This is a genomic window from Sphingobacterium psychroaquaticum, from assembly GCF_004421025.1.
GTDB lineage: Bacteria > Bacteroidota > Bacteroidia > Sphingobacteriales > Sphingobacteriaceae > Sphingobacterium > Sphingobacterium psychroaquaticum.
Window position 1 is genome coordinate 1,947,367 of record NZ_CP038029.1, and the last position, 17,981, is coordinate 1,965,347.

Here is a 17,981-nt window from a genome sequence, read left to right on the forward strand (position 1 = left end):
ATAACGATTGTACTTATCACTCCAGATTTCAATAGGTGGGCAAAATCTTTCTCGAAGGTACATGTGTACGATCTCCTTTGGGCTCACTTCAGATTGCGGAATTCCTATATCAATAAGTCCTTGGCGAACTATTGGAACAATCGTACACATGTAATACTTCAATAGCTTGTCAGATAGCATCATTTAACAAGTGATACTCAATTTCTCCGCCTTCAAAATCTGGTCTCTCTATCAGCAATTGAAGATTATTTGTTGTCGCCCAAGTTTCAATCTCCTCCAAACTATTTTTATCTAGGTAGGAAGCGTCGAAGTGAAGTGTTTTAACTTCTCCAATATTAAGTGATGCAAGCTTTAATGCCGCAATGTAAATAGCTGAGCTGCTTAATTGTTCTTTTGTAAAAGCGTGACCTAGATAGGTGATACCGTCATCAGAGAAATCAAAACCTACAGGAAGCTTAGCGGACTTGATTAAGTCTGTTTTCTCCTGCTCAATAGTCTTTACTAAGGCATCAGCATCTTTAGCTTGCTTCTCTGCTTCTTGATATTCCTCTCTAATCTGAATAGCCTTTTTGTTGTCTTCTATCGATTTATTTATTTCGATGGCTGTTTGTAGCTTGGTGTTAAGCTCTTCGACTTCCTCGGTGGTTTTTGGTTGGTTTGCTTTTACTTCAATCCACTGATTGCCCTTTAAAATGTCGGAGTTAATATTGTCTATTGCCTCTTCTTTTTCTTTTATTTCTTTATGGACGCGCTCTATCTCAGACTTAAGTCTAGCGATCTCTTCTTCGTGTTCTTTTCGTTTCGACTTTCGGTCTTCTATTCCGTTTTTTGTGTAATTGTACTTTTCATTGTGGGCCTCAACACCTGCAATTTCTTGCTGAATAGGTAGTGTGTCGATAGGGGAGTCTTCCAAAGAATCATTTACTGGGATAAGTTTTGCTTTCGCTGCTTCTAGGCTCTTGTTGGCAAATGTTCTATTCTCATAAGCTTGCTTGTAGCGAGTGTCAACATCGGTAAAATCAAGCCCCACAATTTTCTGTAAGGTCTCTCTTTGCTTCTTTGGACCATCGTTAAGGAATTGATCAATATCAAAACCTTTAGGAAAGTATCTTTCCGCAATATCTTTTGTAAGTGACGTTTTGATATTATCTTTTGTTATGAAAATAAGCTTTTCACCAGCTTTTGTTTTTTTGTCGAATTGCCAAATAAGCTTTTCTCCTGTTGTTAATTCCCATTCTGCAAAACCTTCTTCTGCTCCTTCTTTTAGGATGGTATCTGGCTTAACAGATTTTAAGCGCTCTGGAAGAGATTTTAAGAAGGAAGATTTACCTTTATTATTACCTCCTGTGATAATTGCTGTGCAGCCATTAAAGTCTGCTGATAGGTTGCTAATTGCTTTTAAATTAGATACAGTGATTTTTTTTACTTTTGACATGATGGTTAGATTTTTATTTTTTAATTGAAATTTGGTATCCTAATGATCCTGTGCGAAGAGGCGGTTGTATAACTTCACCTGTATCTTCGTCAATGAATTCTTTGCGGAGGGTTTTGAGGAAATCCTCCCTGATTTTAAGTTTTGCTTTAATAGTTTCCATTTCTCTGTTTAAGGAGTCCCATTCGCCATCTTCACAATAAGAGAAATCATACTTAACTCCACTTTCCTTTTCCGTTATCGTAGCGTTGAACATTGATAGCTCTTCGCCTTTTTGAAGCTTTATTTTTCCAGAAACAGCTTGCCTCACCTGTGATTCAAGCTCCTTGAATAGTTCTGAACCTTTTTTAATTGCAACCAAAGCTTTCAAATGGTCCTCTTCACCTTCAAGAACTCGAGCAACAAAATCAGAAGCAATTGTTTTTATTTCTGATTTTGTTATGTTAAGTATCGAGCTACTCGATAACATTAAACTTTCTTTTTCGTGCATTATTAACTAGGGTTGTAATTCTTTTCTGCCGACTGTAATGTCGTTCTGTATGCTTTCTTCATGCGGTATTTTTTCTCAACCTTGTCGAGCCATTTCTCGCCTTTATTCACAAGCTTTAGATAATTGTTAAACTGTTCCTCTGTTAGCCAGGGACGTTTATCATCTTCCTCTTGTATGTTACTGGATGCTTTATTTCCGTCATCATCTTCCTCTTGTATGTTGAGTAAAGATTTTAGGCTGTATCGTCTGTAATAGGTTATGGCAGAGCCTATTTTTTGCGGGTCTGGCGAAACGGGTAGCGTAATTGATGAAGTGATCATTTGGCTTGTCTCAAGGTCGATTATCTGTGTAACTACCTGGTTATCTATTATTGGCTGTAGACACATTAATCCATTATCTCTAAGCAAGGGGTCGGTAAGCTCGATTAGTTGATTGATATCAGCGTATTTCGACTTGTAGAATGGGTTGCTTGTATCCTTTGATAGCTTTCCGATCTTTGACTTAAGATCATCTAGCTTTTGGTAAATGCTCATATCTTAAACTTTAGAAAGTACTAGAATGCCATAGGTCATGGCCATAGAAAAAAGAAAGGCCAGAAAAAAAGTCTGGGCTAAGAATGCCAAGCCCTCCTGTGATTCTTCTGGTAGGTAGAACCACCAGAGTTTTATCTTGTTGATTAGCTTTTTCATCGTTTTCGTTTGGTTTCTTTTAGTTGGATGATTTTATTAAAGTCGTACCGTATTGTGCCGTCTATTTGGATGTATGGTATTTCTTTCCTGTCCCTCCATTTTTGGAGGGTTACTCTTGTTATTCCGAACTTGGCGCACAGCTCATCGCCGGTTATGAGCATAACCTCATGTTGCTTTTCGCGTTCAGCGGTTACCGCTCGATCAACAGCGGTGTTAATGATTGCTTCTAAAGCGCTTTGGTCAATTTGAACCTGTATCATAATTAGCCTCCATGTATCTGTTTATTAATTCGTCTCTGTTCTCTTTCAAAAACTCATCAATGAAATCTTGATGGGTTTCAAAGTCAGGGTAGAAGGGGATATCCTCGTCGGTGACATATTGCCTTAGCTCTATGTCCCATATCTCCACCTCAATTTCATCTATAAGCACAGTAGTACTCTTAGTGTCTTGTTCTAAAATTTTGTAGTGCATAACATTTTTTTTTTTTTTGCACCTACCATGGGTAACGATCCCATGCCTAGACTACCATAGTAGTAGGTGTGTTTGTTCGATAGCTGCCCCGATACCTCCGTTAGACACCCTTTGTTTCCGCATTGGTGGAGTCTTACATGGCGACACTACTACTGCATCACTGCTGTATATTACTATCTATATGTCAAAGAGCAGCTTTTGATTATAGTCCCAAACGTGCTATTCGGACTTTGGAAAGAGGGTGAGGAATCGAACCTCATGATAAGCCCAAGCGCCCTCTTTTTGAGCAAAATTTTAGGCATAGCTCACGCCTGATTATCTATTTTTTATAGATTAACTTATTGTATTTCAGGTGTTAATGTTTAATGGTTTTTTGTTGTTACTTTTGAATTTTAAGCTTTATTATGAAAAATACTTTCAATTGGATTTCTAAACATTTTGCTGTTATTCAGTTTATAGTTGTTTATATTTTTCTGCCTAGTATTACCTTAATTACAGAATTTTGTGATAACAGATACACGATTCCTGTATGGTTGTTGATATTCCTGACTTTATCGCCATTATCCCTGTACGTACTAATTAATTACCTTGTAGGACTACAAAAACGTAAGTTTAAACATGGTGATCAAGTAGTGTTTAAAGGCTCAAATGGCTTTCTTCAATATTACATTTATGGATATTCATTTTTTAAAAAAGGGATTGTTATAATCAACGACCAAGAAGGAAAGCAAATAACTACTCACGAGGATTCTTTAGATCGTTGCATTTCATAATATCGCTCAAGAATTGTTTAAGGTATTCATACTCTTTATTTCGGGTTTTTAGCATGGCTTGAATGAACTCTTTGTTATGTTTCATTTTGACAAACACTATAGTTATAACAGCATTCCAAACCAAGAATACTATCAAAAAAACTGCTTGAATAATCTCTTTTAATTCCATGATGTTACTTTGTTTTAGTTTATGTAAGTACAGATGGTACTTTATTGTGTCTTTTGGCCCACTCTTTACGCATGATCAGTTTGAAATGCTCCCAGTTGGCTATGAAACCGTTTTCTATATAATTACAGGCGTCACGCTCTAGCTGCTGCAAATCCTCTTGTTGCTCAGGTGTAGCTTGATTCCTCAACTCTTTCTCGTGCTCCCCGAAAACAACGTAGTTTAAAATCTTTCCTACCTCGCGATAGTCAACATCTTTAAACCTTGAAAGGAGAGAGCAAAGCTTGTTGTAGAAAGTGCCAGATAGTTTTCTGTGTTGGATTAATTCATCGTACACAAATTTGATTACCTGTAATTTGAAAGACGGGTTAAGCCACATTGCAAAATCAATGAATAAGTAAGGGTGCATCCAAGTCCCACCGTTTTTTCCTCTTGATTGTAAAAGAACGGAATTACGTTGTTTAGAATTTTGGTCTTCCAATAGTGCGCTTATAAACTCTTGTGTAGACTCGTTGTCAGTGTAATGAACCATTTGCTTTTTCTGACCACTGCTTTTATTCCATTGGCTCAATAAAGATGTAGCATTAAACATCCCGTCCTTTGTCCTTTGAGTAACTTCAAAGTCGTTTAGCTTCCTTGTTAGGTTTACGTTGGTCTTCATTACGCAGTCCTCCCTATAAAAACTTTGATTGATTTTTTTTGCGATTCGCTCATTTGTCTATACTTGTGAGCTGAGATCTGTGGTTCAGTCCAATACTCGTATTGATTTTCGGTTGCCTCGTTGAGTTGTGACTTAAGGTTTATGGCCCATCCTAAAGTTTTAACAGGTAGAGCCTGGCCAACTTTTAGTGCTTTGCATCTAGGTTTTAACCCTTTTGGATCCTTGCTAAGGACTCGTTTAGGTATTTTTGTCACAGAAATGTCATCTGTATGCATAATAGTACATGTTTATATTTACTTTTTTGAAAAAAGTGAACGAAAAGTGTACATTTGCATTGCGATTTAAAAATATACTTAACGTTCACTGATTCAAAGGTACGTATAGTATTTACATTTACAAATAAAAAGTACATATAATACGTACTAATATATTTATATGCTTGATTATCAGGGTGAAAAATTTCGTTTATGGTTAGACGAGCAGTTTGAAAAGGATAAAGGTAAGCCTTCGTCCGATCGATTTAACATGAAAAAGGCTATAGAGATGATGGGAGTTTCAAAAACGAACATGTATCAATATTTTAAGTCTGCAAACCTTAAACGAGAAACTGTCAACACAATTACCTCAATCTTTAATGTTAAAGAGGAGGAGATATGGGGGGACGATCTAAGTAAGTCTAATGGTAGGCCTGCTAGATTTAAAGGTAATGGTGAGCCTAATATGTGGGTTGTTCCTATAAAGGCACAAGGTGGATTTTTAGAAGGTTATGGCGACACTGTGCTTATGGATAGGAATATCGAAAAAATTTACTTTCCCTTTATTGGATCAGAATGTTTTGCATTTGAAATTGAAGGATTAAGTATGCTTACAGAATATGTTCCTGGGGAGTATTTCGTAGGGACACCAGTTGAGAATTTCAACCATTTAGTTAAGGGACGAGTATATGTATTCCAGACAATTGATGGGATTATCATAAAAGAGTTTGCGAAAATTGAGGACGAAAATATTTATCTTAGGTCATTAAACGAGGATTATAACCCGGTAAAACCTATCCACCTAAAAGAAGTTAAACGGGTTTACCAAAGAGAAATGATTATTAAAAACTAACAAATAATTATGAGTAAATTATTATTTTCAATAGTCGGAGTCATTATGGCTATCGCGGTTAATGCTCAAAACACACTGCCATTAGTAGGAGAAAAAGTTGTATTCGAAAGAATTATTACTAGAGATGGTTTTTCAAAGGATGAACTATACGCGGCAACAAAGAAGTATTTCGTTGATAATTTCAAGAACTCAAATTATGTAATAAAGTCAGAGGATAAAGAATCCGGTCAAATTATAGGCAAAGGATTTATGGATATGTCTTTCTTCAAAGATGGTTCGATTCTAGGTAAAAATTATCCCTATCATTTTACAATTCAAACCGATGTTAAGGAAGGTAGAGCTAGAATTAAAATATATGATGCCTATTATGAATTAACACACGCTCAGTATGGAGTGTTAAAGTCTTCAACGATCGAAGAGGAAAATGCAGTTCAAAGTAAGGGTATCGAAAAGAGTGAAAAGAAGAAGTCGAAGTACATCAGCTGGGTAAATCACATGAATTCTTGTTTTGAAGGTCTAATAAACTCTTTTGAAGAATCTTTGAGAAGTGCACCTTCAAAGAATGATGATTGGTAACATTTTAAATAAGTAGTCATATGAGAAACTATTTAATAATTACTTTTTCGATTTTATTGCTACTTTCTTGTACTAAGGATAACGAGTTTGATAATAGTTTAAAAACAAAAATTGATTTTGTTGAGAATCTATCTGAGTCGACAAAGATTGCAGAATCAGAATTTGGAAAAAGATATGAAGATGCACTTCCGAAAGGTGGCAAGATTTACGATCTTAAAATTGGGGAATTTTTGTATATCTATACTTATCAAAAAATTGGTGGAGTTGAGACAGATCCGAATAAGACTCTTGGTCCGGATGGTAAGGCTGCAAAATTCGGTTTTAAGATAAATGGTGTAACATACGAATTTCTACATGGTGATGAGATATTCTTACACAAGAAATCTTCAACCGAGTATGTAGTTGACTATCTAAGAAAAAGAGGTGACCCATGGTTGCCTGGAGAGTAATGGTTTCTACGTTTTGTGAAAAATCGTGACCAAAATCGTGACCATTTAATGTTGTAGAATTATAATGCATTGACAAATAGGTGTTTGTGGAGGTATTAACTAGAGCCCCGGGCTCGGCGTAAGTCAATTTGGTTCATATGGACCGCTAAGAGGTCGTAATGTAACCTGTAGAGCCTGTTTCAGCAATGGAACAGGCTTTTTTTATAGTCGCATTGACCATTCCATCTAGGGAGAATCGCTATGATGGAGATGTATGTGCATGTAAAAGAGTGTGGGCAAAACCATAACAACCACTGCCTATGTCAAAGAGTGTTAATTTTTTCTTCGATCTATCATTTATCAGTAGTTTCGTCTATCCTAATTGGTTTTATATTAAACAGTTGTTTCTTAATTTTTTATGATCTTTAAGTTTGTTTTTAGTAGCCTAGTGCTCTACATCTTTTGTCTATCGGTTCAGGCACAGATTTCATTTGTAGATGCCGTGCATAAACAAGGGATTCCAGCACTGAACGTGTACCATAAGAATGGTACTCTTATTGGCTTTACGGATAAGGATGGTATTTTTAATTTTTTAGAGGGCGCCAAAGAATCTATTCCAAAGCCGTGGGAGGTTGTTGTGCAACATGTTTCTTACGAGCGGGCAAGTTTCACGCTCTTAGAAAACCAAAAGACACAAATCCTTGAACTAATACCACGTACAAATACTATTGCTGAAATTGTGGTGGATCGTAAGCACCGGGATGTGGTCGTGCTAAGGGGGTATTACAGAGCGTTGGAGACCTTTAATTTACAACATAAGTATTACTCGGATGGCATTATAGTGTATTATATCCCACTTACAAAAGGAAAAATGAAGTACCAATTGATAGATTATCGCGTATATCGAGATTCATCCGTTGTTCGGGATTACGACAAAAAGATGTCTGGCTTTTTTCAGATTCAGCGCGTCCCAAGCCTTTCTACTAAGGGGCTACTGGAACGGTTAGAAAAATTGAACCTCCGAGAGGAATCCAACACTGGGATAACTAAGATCTTAAAAAACGATGTTGAGGTTGGAAATATTAGGCCTAGTTCGGATGGAGAGACGATGCAATATTTTAGAGACGGCGTGCTTCCTGATTCCATTCGTCACACTAAAATATTTCGCCTAGAAGCAAAGATTAAAAACGCGGTTAATCTGGAAACTTTTGTCAAACGTCCATTGGCGGCGAGCAGTCCGGCCGACTTACAAAATATATATCAAAATGTAGTTGGCAGTATTAAGCGAAAAAACGAGTATGGACATATTCCATATGAAGGTCTAGCGGAATTCTATGTGATGGAACGATCTTTTTTAACGGCGGAAGAATACAAAAAAATAGAGAAACAATTGGAACGTAATATTTATAAGACGCCAATGAAGAGCCAATTTAAGCGTAAGTTTTGGGAAGATTTGAAGGCTCATCAAATTCCTGATGTCAGTGAGGCATTGGGTCTACATTTGGGAACTAAACTGAAGCTTATCGAATAAAATAAAAATTGAATCTGTGATTACAAGGAGCTTAAGCTCCTTGTAATGCATCATAGGTAATCCGATAGGATTCCAGTTTCTTGTCTATATCAAAAATATAGTTTGTTGTGATTATCTCATCCACGCCATACTGCGCAACAAAGCCGGATACTTGCTCCCGAATAGCTTCTTTATCTCCTACGAAGGTGCAGGAAACCATACTTTGTACCGCTTTTTCTATTTCTGGAATTCCATGGTAAATCACCTGATCTGTCGGCGGTGAAAGTGGTCTGCGAAGGTTGGTTACTATACCCGCAAAAAGGTTAAACAAAGAGGTTGCCAAAAAGGCCGCCTCTTCCGTCGTTTGGGCAGCAACAATATTAACGCAGACCATGAAATACGGCTTATCCAGATAGGGTGAAGGCTTAAAATTTGCTTTATATATTTCTGCCGCTTGGCCTAGCATGGCCGGTGCAAAATGTGCGGCGAAGGCGTAGGGAAGACCGAGTTCCGCAGCAAGGTAGGCAGAGTCGGTACTTGAACCCAATATGTAAAGGGGAACATGTAGCCCCTCTCCCGGAAAGGCACGTACTTTTTCCGTAGGGTTTTCATTTTCAAAATAATGTTGTAGCGCTTGGATATCATCCTTAAAATAAAAGGAGGTGTTGAGATTATTCCGACGAAGTGCCATTGCTGTCAACTGATCTGTTCCCGGAGCACGTCCAAGACCCAAATCTATCCGTCCAGGATATAAGGTTTCTAAGGTGCCAAATTGTTCTGCAATAACTAACGGCGCATGGTTCGGTAGCATAATTCCTCCAGAACCGACACGGATTTTATGTGTCTGACTGGCAACATGCCCGATAAGTAAAGAAGTCGCTGAGCTGGCGATATACTCCATATTATGGTGTTCAGCGAACCAGATGCGTTCGTAACCTAATTGTTCTATATATTGAGCCGACTGTACCGATCTATCAATCGCTTCTTTGGTATTAGACCCCTTACTGATGGTGGCTAAATCCAATGCGGAAAGTTTGAGTGTGTTCATACGTTAAAAGTACGAGGTTATGTGTAAATCAATGTAAGGCTTTTGTCAATTACGGGAGTGCGATAAAAACATGACGTATGGGAGACGAATAATGCGAGTCAGACCTTTTAACATTAAAGTTTGATTAGAGTTTTTCTTGTGCTCACGATAAACGAATGAATTTGGCTATTTTTGTACAAATTAGGTTGCTATGCAGATTCTTGTAGTTGAAGACGATAAGCGTATTAGTACTTTTTTGGTTAAAGGATTAGAAGAATGTGGTTATCTCGTGACGCTTTGTAAAAGTGCAGAAGAGGTAATAGAGAAAAACTATATCCAAATGGATTGGGATCTGATTATTTTGGATGTCATGTTACCAGGAATGGATGGTATACAATTGGTGCAAACTTTGCGTTACAAAAAGCTTTACACCCCTATATTGATGTTAAGTGCGCTCAATGCGGTACAGGATAAAGTGTCGGCGCTCGATTATGGGGCCGATGATTACCTAACGAAGCCTTTTCACTTTGATGAGCTACTTTCAAGGATTAAGGCACTAACGCGCCGGCAACAATATCAGCAGCAAGAGCAACCTAAATCTACTTTTACTTTTGGAAGTCTCCAGGTAGACTTAGAACAATATAAGGTAACTCTAAGTGGTTCTAATGTGGACCTCTCTCCTCGAGAGTATAAATTACTGATGTATCTCATTGAAAATAGAAATAAGACCGTAAGTCGTATTCAGATCTTAAATGCTGTCTGGGGAATTACCTTTGAAAATCATACCAATGTTGTGGATGTATATATATCGTATTTACGAAATAAGATCGAGAGCGAGAGCGAAAAATACATCTTTACCGTGAAAGGCGTCGGGTATATATTTAAAGCATAGTTATGAAATTAAGACACAGACTATCGTTATACGCTGTATTGGTTTTTACTGTCGTTATGCTGGTCGTTGCGTTCCTGATCTACTTTTCTTATTACGCACAGATGGTGCAGAAAGAGCACAAGTCATTGGAAAACAAATCCTTGCTGGCCGCTATCTATTATTTAGAGCAAGACGAACTCCCCGTGCTAGAGCATACGCATATTAAAAACCAATTGAACAAAGCCATATCTCGAAAGAATATCGTAGTATTCGATAGCTTGGGGCATAAATTTAATGGTGATATGACACTGGACGGTGAAATTCCAAAGGATTTTATAAAGCTTGTTGAGCAGCAGAAAAATGCTTTTTTTGATTCGCCTGATTTTTTCTATAATGGTATCTTTTATGAAGATAACCAAGGTGATTTTGTCGTGATTACCCGAGAGCCGCGGGAAGAGTTTAATGGACAGATGGCCTCGCTGATGAAGGTGCTTTGGATTGCTTTTTTTATCGGTTTACTGATCATCTTTCTCTCTTCACAATATTTGGGGTATATCGCATATCAGCCCATCATAAATATTGTAAAGCAGATCAAAGAACGGGATAGTAAAAATTTTAATGAGCCGCTGAAATTAGCGCGGTCGTATGCGGAGATTGAAGATCTAGTGACCACATACAATCATTTTGTCGATCGTATTGCGCAAACATTCACCATTCAAAAAAACTTTATCGATTATGTCTCCCATGAACTACGTACACCGATTACCGCTCTGCTCGGAACATTAGAGGTAACAAGTAGTAGACCTCGCTCTATCGAGGTTCACGAGGAAGCTATACGCCAATTGAAGCAATATACAAGTGATCTTCAGGAAACCTTGGACCAGATGATGTTGCTCTCCGGGGCAAAAACAAGTTTCGAGTTTAGAGAGGTTCGTGTAGATGAGATTGTTTGGCAAGTGATCGAGAATATGATCCTATACCATCAAGCGCAAGTAGAAGTAGAAATCCTGGTCAAAGATAATGCGTTGCTCATGACGGAAGGTAATGATAAGCTTCTGGAGTTGGCGATAAACAATATCTTGGAAAATGCAGTCAAGTATTCCGATAACAAGCCTATTAAAGTGACTTTGAGCGAATGCGACGGACGGTTGATCGTGTCCGTTTTAGATCAAGGGATTGGTATTCCGCAGGATGATCTACACCATATAAAAGATAATTTTTTCAGGGCTCAAAATACGAAAGGGATTCAGGGTAAAGGCATCGGTTTATCCATGGCGAATATCATTTTTTCGCTGCATAACATACAATTACAGATCCACTCAGGGAAGGACGGTACACGCGTCGATTTGTTATTCTAATCAAATTTTAATCTATCTTAGAAATCCCCTTAATCTACTGCGCTTAGTTTTGTCGCAAAAGATGAATATAAGGTGAGAAGAATTTATTTAACAGCCATGTTGTTATTCTTTATTAGCTTTTTACAAGCGCAAGAATATACAATTTCAGATCTAGAAGCTAATTTTTTAGCGAACAATTATGCGCTTATTGCACAGAAATTCAATATCCAACGTGCGGATGCCGAGATGGTGCAGGAGCGCGTATGGCCCAATCCGACGTTCAGTATTAGCGAGGTAAATATTTGGAAAAATAATACCGCGGAGGTGCTCCCTCATCTGTTCGGAAATTATGGTAAACATCAACAGATTGCCTTCGAACTAGAACAAATGATCGAAACGGCCGGAAAGCGAAAGAAAAGGGTCGCGCTCCGGAAGTTGGAAAAGGAAAGTGAAATTTTAGATTATGAGGATCTCATCCGGGAGCTCAAGAAAGATCTACGGCAAACATTCAATACGCTGGGGCAACAGGAACGCGAATCGCAGCAGCTACAAGGGATATACGAAGGTTTTCAACGTTTGTATCAGCAATACAGTAACCAAGCCACAAGTAATAATGTTTCGAAGGCAGATGTGTACCGTATACAAGCTGAGTTGATAGCGCTTCAAAAGGAAGTTATTGCCCTCGATGCGGAAAAGAGAGAATCGTTACAGAAACTTATTGTATTGACTCAGATACCAGATTTAACAATTTCAAAATTGGTATTGCCGACTGTTACCGTGGGATTATCATTACGCGTTTCGACACAGACAAACCTGACTGATGTTGGTGAAAATACGACCTTAAAAAAACAATCTAATGAGTTGGCGAAAGCGAACCAAGAGTTTGCCATAGAAAAGAGTAATCGCGTGCCGGATCTAACTTTTCAGATGAATTATGATCGGGGCGGAAATATTATGCAGGACTTTATTGGTCTCGGTGTGAGCTTTGATATACCCGTATTTAACCGAAATAAAAGTAAGATAAAGGCCGTATCCTATCAAATAGAACACGAGACGAAAAAGCTCCAATCTATTCAGTTTGATGTAGAGCAATCGGCGTTACGTTTGCATCAACAACTCATCCAGTATGAAGAAGCCCTGGCACGATGGGATGAATACAAGTTCGAAGATTATAAAACCATTGTAGATAGCTACAGGCGTAATCTGCAAGACGGTAAGGTATCCTTGGTTACCTATGTCGACTTTATGCGGTCATTCCGAGAGTCACAACAGGTATACCTAGAACTGGTATCGGACTACATGAATTCGTATGAGGAGTTACAATATATATTAGGAAAAGACTTTCAATAAATGATGAAGAGACACTATACATTATTCGCCTTGGGCGTGGCCATTTTGGCTTCTTGCGGATCAAAAGGAGAAAAGACAGAAGAAAAAGAAATAGCGACACCTACCTTTTGTCTCAGTGCTGAGCTAAAGAAATCTACGACAATATCCGAGATGAACGAAGTTCCTATTACGGAGCAATTAACCTTATCAGGTAAAATTGAATATAATGAGAATGATTTGGTTGCGTACCGGAGTTTGCTAGAGGGCGTGGTAGAGCAAGTACGCTTTGAGCTCGGTGATTTTGTAAACAAAGGACAGGTCTTGGCAACGATTAAGTCACTTGAGATTCAAGATTTGTATCGTCAACAGCAATATCAACAGAATCAAATAAGCTTGCTTCAACAGCAAAAGCTATCAAAAGAATCGCTATTACGTGATGGTTTAATTTCAGCGCCTGAATTATTAGAGACGACACACGAGTTAGAAGGAGCAAAGATTGAACTTAAACGAATTGAAGAATCTTTAACATTGTTTAAGGCGGCAGGTAACGGACTTTTTCACATTGTAGCCCCAAAGAAAGGGTATATTATTCAGAAGTCTATAAGTTCAGGGCAAGCTATTACAAAGGAAGATGATCCATTATTCTCCATTTCTAATTTGAAAGAGGTTTGGGCCATGGTAAATATTTATGCCAGCAACTTACGGTTTGTGCATACAGGGGATCAGGTAAAGATACGAACTATAGCTTATCCAGATCAGCTATACAGCGGGCGGATCGACAAGATATATAATGTGTTTGATGATAATGAGCATGTATTGAAGGCGCGTGTTGTACTTGAAAATCAAAAATTAAATCTCGTACCGGGCCTTAGTGCGGATATTATTATCGATAAAAAGAATAATTTGGGCATGGGCATTCCTATCCCGAGGAAAGCGATAGTTTTTAGTAACAACAAGGAGTATGTCTTAGTTTATACCGACGATTGTCACATTGAAACGAGGCAAATTGCTCCCGTAGCAAGCAATGAGGAATATGTGTTTGTGCGAGAAACGGTGTTGCCGAAAGACAAGATCGTGACGTCAAACGCGCTGTTGATCTATGAACATCTAAATCAATAGGTTATTATGAAGAAATTTGTACAGAATATCGTGACATTCTCGTTGCGTAATACCACTTTCGTTTTATTTGGTGTATTTATATTACTCTTTTCGGGAATATATGCGCTGTTTCATACGCCAATTGAGGCTTTTCCCGATGTTACAAATACCAGAGCGCGTATTATTACCCAATGGTCGGGGCGAAGTGCCGAGGAGATGGAAAAACTGGTTACGCTTCCTATTTCTAAGGAGATGAACAGTATCCCGCGTAAATCAAATATTCGTTCGATTTCGTTGTTCGGTCTTTCTGTCGTGACCGTGCAGTTTGAAGATGGAGTGAATGATTTTTATGCACAGCAATATGTTTCCAATAAACTTGGTGGTGTCGACTTGCCAGAGGGGGCTAATGCAGATATTGAACCACCATCGGGTGCGACGGGCGAGATTTTTCGTTACATCATTAAGAGTGATCTTCCCCTAAAGGAAATCACGGCCATGCAAGATTGGGTGATTGAGCGGGAGTTGTTAGGCGTTCCGGGGGTTGCTGATGTGGTAAGTTTTGGTGGAGAACAAAAGATTTACGAAATACGAATTAACCCAACAGAATTAAAGAATTTTGACCTATCACCGTTGGATGTTTTCGAAGCCGTTTCTAAGTCTAATATTAATGTAGGAGGGGATGTTATTGAGCAAGGTGATCAAGCGTACGTCGTACGGGGGGTCGGACTGCTGGATAAGTTGGAAGATATCGAAAATATAACGGTGGCCCTTAACGGATCGACACCGATCTTAATAAAAAATGTGGCCGAAGTCAAGGTCTCGCACAAGCCGAGACTAGGGCAGGTGAGTTACAACGATATGGATGATGTGTTGGAAGGTATTGTAATTATGTTACGTGGGCAGAATCCGTCCGAAGTGATTGCAAATTTAAAAGCAAAGGTGGAGGAGTTAAACACACGGGTTCTTCCGGACAATGTCAAGATTGAAGCGATTGTGGATCGTACCGAGCTTGTCAACACTACGGTACGAACTGTTTCAAAGAATCTTGTGGAAGGAATTCTTCTGGTTTCCCTGATTGTTTTTATCTTCTTATACAACTGGAAATCAACCTTGATTGTGGCTTCGGTTATTCCACTATCCTTCCTCTTTGCAATTATTATGTTGCGCATTCAGGGATTGCCCGCCAATTTAATTTCTATGGGATCTCTGGATTTTGGCTTATTGCTCGAAGGAACCCTCGTGATTGTCGAGACGGTCTTTGTGGCCATGGCGACATTGTCGCACCGAGTCGGACCTGAACGGTTTGCAAAGATGTCGAAACTGGGAACGATTAAAAAGAGCGCAGGAAGCGTCGCTTCCTATATCTTCTTTGCGCTTCTCATTCTCATTGTTGCTTTATTGCCGATTTTCTCTTTCCAAAAGGTGGAAGGGAAGATGTTTACGCCCTTGGCATTTACATTGGGCTATGCTCTTTTGGGGTCCCTGTTATTAAGTTTGACTTACGTGCCCGCTATGTGTAAATTGCTGTTTACCAAAAATATGGAAGAGCGAGAAAACTTTGTAACACGCTTCTTTAACCGTTCTATTTACGGTTTATATCGTATTTCTTTTCGATTTAAGAGAGCATCGATCACCGTTTTTATCTTGTTGTTTGGGCTCTGTGTATTTAAATTTATGCATTATGGTTCTGAGTTTCTTCCAAAGCTGAATGAAGGTGCTATTTATATACGAGCAACATTGCCCAACAGTATTAGCTTAAAAGAGTCTACGCGATTAGCCAAGGAGATGAAAGGCATCATGGAGAAAGATATGCCTGAAATAGATTTTATCTTCACACAAACAGGAAGACCGAACGATGGAACAGATCCTACAGGTTTCTTTAATATTGAGTTTAATGTTCAACTTAAGGATGAAAAGACTTGGGACCGTAAGATCAGTAAGGATGAGATCATTCAGGAAATGCGGAGCCGATTGAATCATTACCCCGGGATCAATTTTGGATTTAGTCAGCCGATACAAGATAATGTGGAAGAGTATGTCGCTGGGGTAAAGAGCTCTTTAGTTATTAAGATTTTTGGGGATGATTTATTTGACCTTGAAAAGTACGCTAATAAAGTTGCTGCATCGATCAATAAAGTGGAGGGGGTTACAGATATTAACGTGTATAAGAATATTGGTCTTCCAGAACTGCGTATCCAGTTGCATGATAGCAAAATGGCTAAATATGGGGTGAGTACAGCGGATGTTCAAGCCGTAATTGCCATGACTATTGGGGGACAAGCGGCCACTAAGTTTTACGAAGGTGATCGACAGTTTGATGTGGTGCTCCGATTTGAGGAACAATATCGAGATACGCCAGAAAAGATCGGTAATATTTTGATCACAACGAGCAACGGACAAAATATCCCGCTCCAGGAGATCGCAACAATCGGCTATCAGACTGGTCCCGCATTTATCTATAGAGAGGGTAATAGTCGGTATATTGGTATTGGTTTTAGTATTGAGGGGCGAGATTTGGGAAGTACAATCCAAGAAGCTAAGTCAGTCGTTGCGCGTGAAGTAAAACTCCCGCGAGAGAATCATATGGAATGGGCAGGTGAGTTTGAGAGTAAGGAGCGCGCCACAAAACAGCTTGCAATGGTCGTTCCGATATCATTGGTGCTGATTTTACTGTTGTTGTATTTTAATTTTGGAAATCTGAAGGATACTGCAATTTCTTCGTTGACACTTGCTTTTGCCTTTATTGGTGGGTTTATCTCCCTTTGGACCACGGGGACTATTTTTGGCATATCTGCCGGTATTGGTTTTATCATTTTGTTTGGTGTTGCCACGATCGATGGAATTGTGTTGATCGGGGTTATTCGGGATAATCTTAAGGAGCGAATGCGGCTGTTAGATGCTATTGATCTTGGTGTGAAGAGTAGGATACGTCCTGTTGTGATGATTGCATTAATGGGATCCATGGGATTACTGCCTGCGGCTATGTCGACGAGTATGGGGTCTGAAATCCAAAAACCTTTGGCGATTATGATTGTAGGTGGATTAATTATTTGTTTGATTCTTTCTTTTACGGTCGTGCCGATTGTGTTCTACCTGGCAAACCGCAAAAGTCACGATTGATGACATTAGGACGACGGATGAATAATTTGAAAATGAAATTTTTCCTACAATAATGCTTACCTTTGCGCCATGAAGAAAAAGGATAGCAAGATAATGAAAGAGCCTACGTTTGAACGTCCTGTAGAACGTCATTTTTATTATTTGGATCAGAATTTTGCTGTAGGTAGTAAAATTGGTTATGCGATTTCTCTTGTTCTTTTGTTTTTTGGTGTGATGGGGTTGGTCTGGATGATCCCATTTCCACAATTTAATTTCTTAGTTCGTATGAATATGCATACTTTTTTGAACTGGGGTTCGTTCTATATTGCAGTAGTCATCTATCTCTATCTGCGGTTGGCACCCACGTTATCGTATGCGATGTTATTTACGATCGGTATTATGAGTTTTTTTGTGGTGCAATTGGAATATCTGGAACGCGATGGCGGGCCTGCAGTGTGGTTAGTATGTGCTTTGTTGGCATTGATTGGCCTCGGTGGTTTGTTTGCCATCACGCGAAAAGAAAAAAAAACAGTCTACGGACGGGATCTATGGCATTTGATATGTATTGGTCCGATTTGGTTATGGTCAAAAGTGTTTGACAAACTGAAAATTAAGTACTAGAAACCCATTAAAATAAGTATAATTTATCTATCCCTCGGCTTTCCATAGTCGAGGGATTTTTTTTAGTTCAATACCTCAAATAACCACTTAATAGTTCCTGCTTGCTTAGAAATGAATAATATCTGTCTTAAACGGATAATTTCGGTTAAGGGGTGGGGAATATGTGTTAAAACGAATCGTATTTAACTTGCTACTTTTGGTATAGCTAAGTTGTGATAGGTATTATATCCAGAACCCTTACTTACATTTTGACTTATATTTTTAACCTATCTTTGCAACAAGGGTGCGGAGATAGG

General features: G+C 38.7%; 18 protein-coding genes. 10 read left to right on the forward strand and 8 right to left on the reverse strand.

The genetic code is table 11. The features are described from left to right. Window positions 1-169: 169 nt before the first annotated feature. The 7 genes from E2P86_RS08065 to E2P86_RS08095 all read right to left on the reverse strand — a co-directional run bounded on the left by E2P86_RS08065 (window position 170) and on the right by E2P86_RS08095 (window position 4,682). Window positions 170-1,435 carry an AAA family ATPase gene (locus E2P86_RS08065; RefSeq protein WP_134432249.1) on the reverse strand — a complete coding sequence of 422 codons (1,266 nt, stop codon included), beginning with the start codon at window positions 1,433-1,435 and terminating at the stop codon, window positions 170-172. Window positions 1,436-1,448: 13 nt separating this feature from the next. Continuing rightward, entirely contained in the window at window positions 1,449-1,922 is a 474-nt protein-coding gene (locus E2P86_RS08070) for a hypothetical protein (RefSeq protein WP_134432251.1), read from the reverse strand. 2 nt (window positions 1,923-1,924) lie between these two features. Beyond that, on the reverse strand, window positions 1,925-2,455 hold the full coding sequence (locus E2P86_RS08075; RefSeq protein WP_134432253.1) for an ERF family protein: 531 nt from the start codon (window positions 2,453-2,455) through the stop codon (window positions 1,925-1,927). 152 nt (window positions 2,456-2,607) lie between these two features. Next, window positions 2,608-2,871 (reverse strand): helix-turn-helix domain-containing protein, encoded by a 264-nt coding sequence (locus E2P86_RS18375; protein WP_134432255.1) that lies wholly within the window; start codon window positions 2,869-2,871, stop codon window positions 2,608-2,610. After that, entirely contained in the window at window positions 2,852-3,082 is a 231-nt protein-coding gene (locus E2P86_RS08085) for a hypothetical protein (RefSeq protein WP_134432257.1), read from the reverse strand. Before E2P86_RS08085 ends, E2P86_RS18375 begins: the two co-directional genes overlap by 20 nt. A gap of 735 nt (window positions 3,083-3,817) precedes the next feature. Then, a complete protein-coding gene (locus E2P86_RS08090) occupies window positions 3,818-4,024 on the reverse strand; it encodes a hypothetical protein (RefSeq protein WP_134432259.1) in 207 nt (68 codons plus the stop codon). A 19-nt stretch (window positions 4,025-4,043) separates the two neighbouring features. Further along, window positions 4,044-4,682 carry a KilA-N domain-containing protein gene (locus tag E2P86_RS08095; protein ID WP_134432261.1) on the reverse strand — a complete coding sequence of 213 codons (639 nt, stop codon included), beginning with the start codon at window positions 4,680-4,682 and terminating at the stop codon, window positions 4,044-4,046. 525 nt (window positions 4,683-5,207) lie between these two features. On the opposite strand from E2P86_RS08095, the gene E2P86_RS08100 reads away from it, so the two are divergent. From E2P86_RS08100 to E2P86_RS08115, 4 genes are all read left to right on the forward strand, one after another. Continuing rightward, window positions 5,208-5,789: a S24 family peptidase gene (locus E2P86_RS08100; RefSeq protein WP_166785170.1), complete on the forward strand. Its 582-nt coding sequence runs from the start codon at window positions 5,208-5,210 to the stop codon at window positions 5,787-5,789. 9 nt (window positions 5,790-5,798) lie between these two features. Further along, the gene (locus tag E2P86_RS08105; protein ID WP_134432265.1) at window positions 5,799-6,365 is read left to right on the forward strand and encodes a DUF4468 domain-containing protein; all 567 of its coding nucleotides are present in this window, start codon (window positions 5,799-5,801) and stop codon (window positions 6,363-6,365) included. A 20-nt stretch (window positions 6,366-6,385) separates the two neighbouring features. Continuing rightward, entirely contained in the window at window positions 6,386-6,814 is a 429-nt protein-coding gene (locus E2P86_RS08110; RefSeq protein WP_134432267.1) for a hypothetical protein, read from the forward strand. Between the two features lie 397 nt (window positions 6,815-7,211). Next, a complete protein-coding gene (locus tag E2P86_RS08115; RefSeq protein ID WP_134432269.1) occupies window positions 7,212-8,324 on the forward strand; it encodes a peptidase associated/transthyretin-like domain-containing protein in 1,113 nt (370 codons plus the stop codon). A 31-nt stretch (window positions 8,325-8,355) separates the two neighbouring features. Here the strand turns inward: E2P86_RS08115 and E2P86_RS08120 are convergent, their stop codons facing one another. Next, window positions 8,356-9,351 (reverse strand): LLM class flavin-dependent oxidoreductase, encoded by a 996-nt coding sequence (locus E2P86_RS08120; protein ID WP_085472872.1) that lies wholly within the window; start codon window positions 9,349-9,351, stop codon window positions 8,356-8,358. Window positions 9,352-9,541: 190 nt separating this feature from the next. Between E2P86_RS08120 and E2P86_RS08125 the strand changes: the two genes are divergently transcribed. The 6 genes from E2P86_RS08125 to E2P86_RS08150 all read left to right on the forward strand — a co-directional run bounded on the left by E2P86_RS08125 (window position 9,542) and on the right by E2P86_RS08150 (window position 17,685). Then, window positions 9,542-10,222: a response regulator transcription factor gene (locus E2P86_RS08125; RefSeq protein WP_085472873.1), complete on the forward strand. Its 681-nt coding sequence runs from the start codon at window positions 9,542-9,544 to the stop codon at window positions 10,220-10,222. Between the two features lie 2 nt (window positions 10,223-10,224). Then, the gene (locus tag E2P86_RS08130) at window positions 10,225-11,559 is read left to right on the forward strand and encodes a sensor histidine kinase (protein WP_200811781.1); all 1,335 of its coding nucleotides are present in this window, start codon (window positions 10,225-10,227) and stop codon (window positions 11,557-11,559) included. 72 nt (window positions 11,560-11,631) lie between these two features. Beyond that, the gene (locus E2P86_RS08135; protein WP_134432271.1) at window positions 11,632-12,888 is read left to right on the forward strand and encodes a TolC family protein; all 1,257 of its coding nucleotides are present in this window, start codon (window positions 11,632-11,634) and stop codon (window positions 12,886-12,888) included. Continuing rightward, complete coding sequence (locus E2P86_RS08140; RefSeq protein WP_134432273.1) at window positions 12,889-13,986, forward strand: efflux RND transporter periplasmic adaptor subunit; 1,098 nt, start codon at window positions 12,889-12,891, stop codon at window positions 13,984-13,986. It abuts the gene before it with no gap. A gap of 6 nt (window positions 13,987-13,992) precedes the next feature. Further along, on the forward strand, window positions 13,993-17,085 hold the full coding sequence (locus tag E2P86_RS08145; RefSeq protein ID WP_085472876.1) for an efflux RND transporter permease subunit: 3,093 nt from the start codon (window positions 13,993-13,995) through the stop codon (window positions 17,083-17,085). Between the two features lie 69 nt (window positions 17,086-17,154). Next, complete coding sequence (locus E2P86_RS08150; protein ID WP_134432275.1) at window positions 17,155-17,685, forward strand: DUF962 domain-containing protein; 531 nt, start codon at window positions 17,155-17,157, stop codon at window positions 17,683-17,685. Window positions 17,686-17,981 lie beyond the last annotated feature (296 nt).

Bases quoted from the DNA above. Each gene is read 5' to 3' on its own strand.
- E2P86_RS08070 (WP_134432251.1), bottom strand. From the start codon at position 1,922: ATGCACGAAAAAGAAAGTTTAATGTTATCGAGTAGCTCGATACTTAAC.
- E2P86_RS18375 (WP_134432255.1), bottom strand. From the start codon at position 2,871: ATGATACAGGTTCAAATTGACCAAAGCGCTTTAGAAGCAATCATTAAC.
- E2P86_RS08090 (WP_134432259.1), bottom strand. From the start codon at position 4,024: ATGGAATTAAAAGAGATTATTCAAGCAGTTTTTTTGATAGTATTCTTG.
- E2P86_RS08150 (WP_134432275.1), top strand. From the start codon at position 17,155: ATGAAGAAAAAGGATAGCAAGATAATGAAAGAGCCTACGTTTGAACGT.
- E2P86_RS08140 (WP_134432273.1), top strand. From the start codon at position 12,889: ATGATGAAGAGACACTATACATTATTCGCCTTGGGCGTGGCCATTTTG.
- E2P86_RS08145 (WP_085472876.1), top strand. From the start codon at position 13,993: ATGAAGAAATTTGTACAGAATATCGTGACATTCTCGTTGCGTAATACC.
- E2P86_RS08095 (WP_134432261.1), bottom strand. From the start codon at position 4,682: ATGAAGACCAACGTAAACCTAACAAGGAAGCTAAACGACTTTGAAGTT.
- E2P86_RS08110 (WP_134432267.1), top strand. From the start codon at position 6,386: ATGAGAAACTATTTAATAATTACTTTTTCGATTTTATTGCTACTTTCT.
- E2P86_RS08065 (WP_134432249.1), bottom strand. From the start codon at position 1,435: ATGTCAAAAGTAAAAAAAATCACTGTATCTAATTTAAAAGCAATTAGC.
- E2P86_RS08075 (WP_134432253.1), bottom strand. From the start codon at position 2,455: ATGAGCATTTACCAAAAGCTAGATGATCTTAAGTCAAAGATCGGAAAG.
- E2P86_RS08100 (WP_166785170.1), top strand. From the start codon at position 5,208: ATGAAAAAGGCTATAGAGATGATGGGAGTTTCAAAAACGAACATGTAT.
- E2P86_RS08125 (WP_085472873.1), top strand. From the start codon at position 9,542: ATGCAGATTCTTGTAGTTGAAGACGATAAGCGTATTAGTACTTTTTTG.
- E2P86_RS08085 (WP_134432257.1), bottom strand. From the start codon at position 3,082: ATGCACTACAAAATTTTAGAACAAGACACTAAGAGTACTACTGTGCTT.
- E2P86_RS08115 (WP_134432269.1), top strand. From the start codon at position 7,212: ATGATCTTTAAGTTTGTTTTTAGTAGCCTAGTGCTCTACATCTTTTGT.
- E2P86_RS08120 (WP_085472872.1), bottom strand. From the start codon at position 9,351: ATGAACACACTCAAACTTTCCGCATTGGATTTAGCCACCATCAGTAAG.
- E2P86_RS08130 (WP_200811781.1), top strand. From the start codon at position 10,225: ATGAAATTAAGACACAGACTATCGTTATACGCTGTATTGGTTTTTACT.
- E2P86_RS08105 (WP_134432265.1), top strand. From the start codon at position 5,799: ATGAGTAAATTATTATTTTCAATAGTCGGAGTCATTATGGCTATCGCG.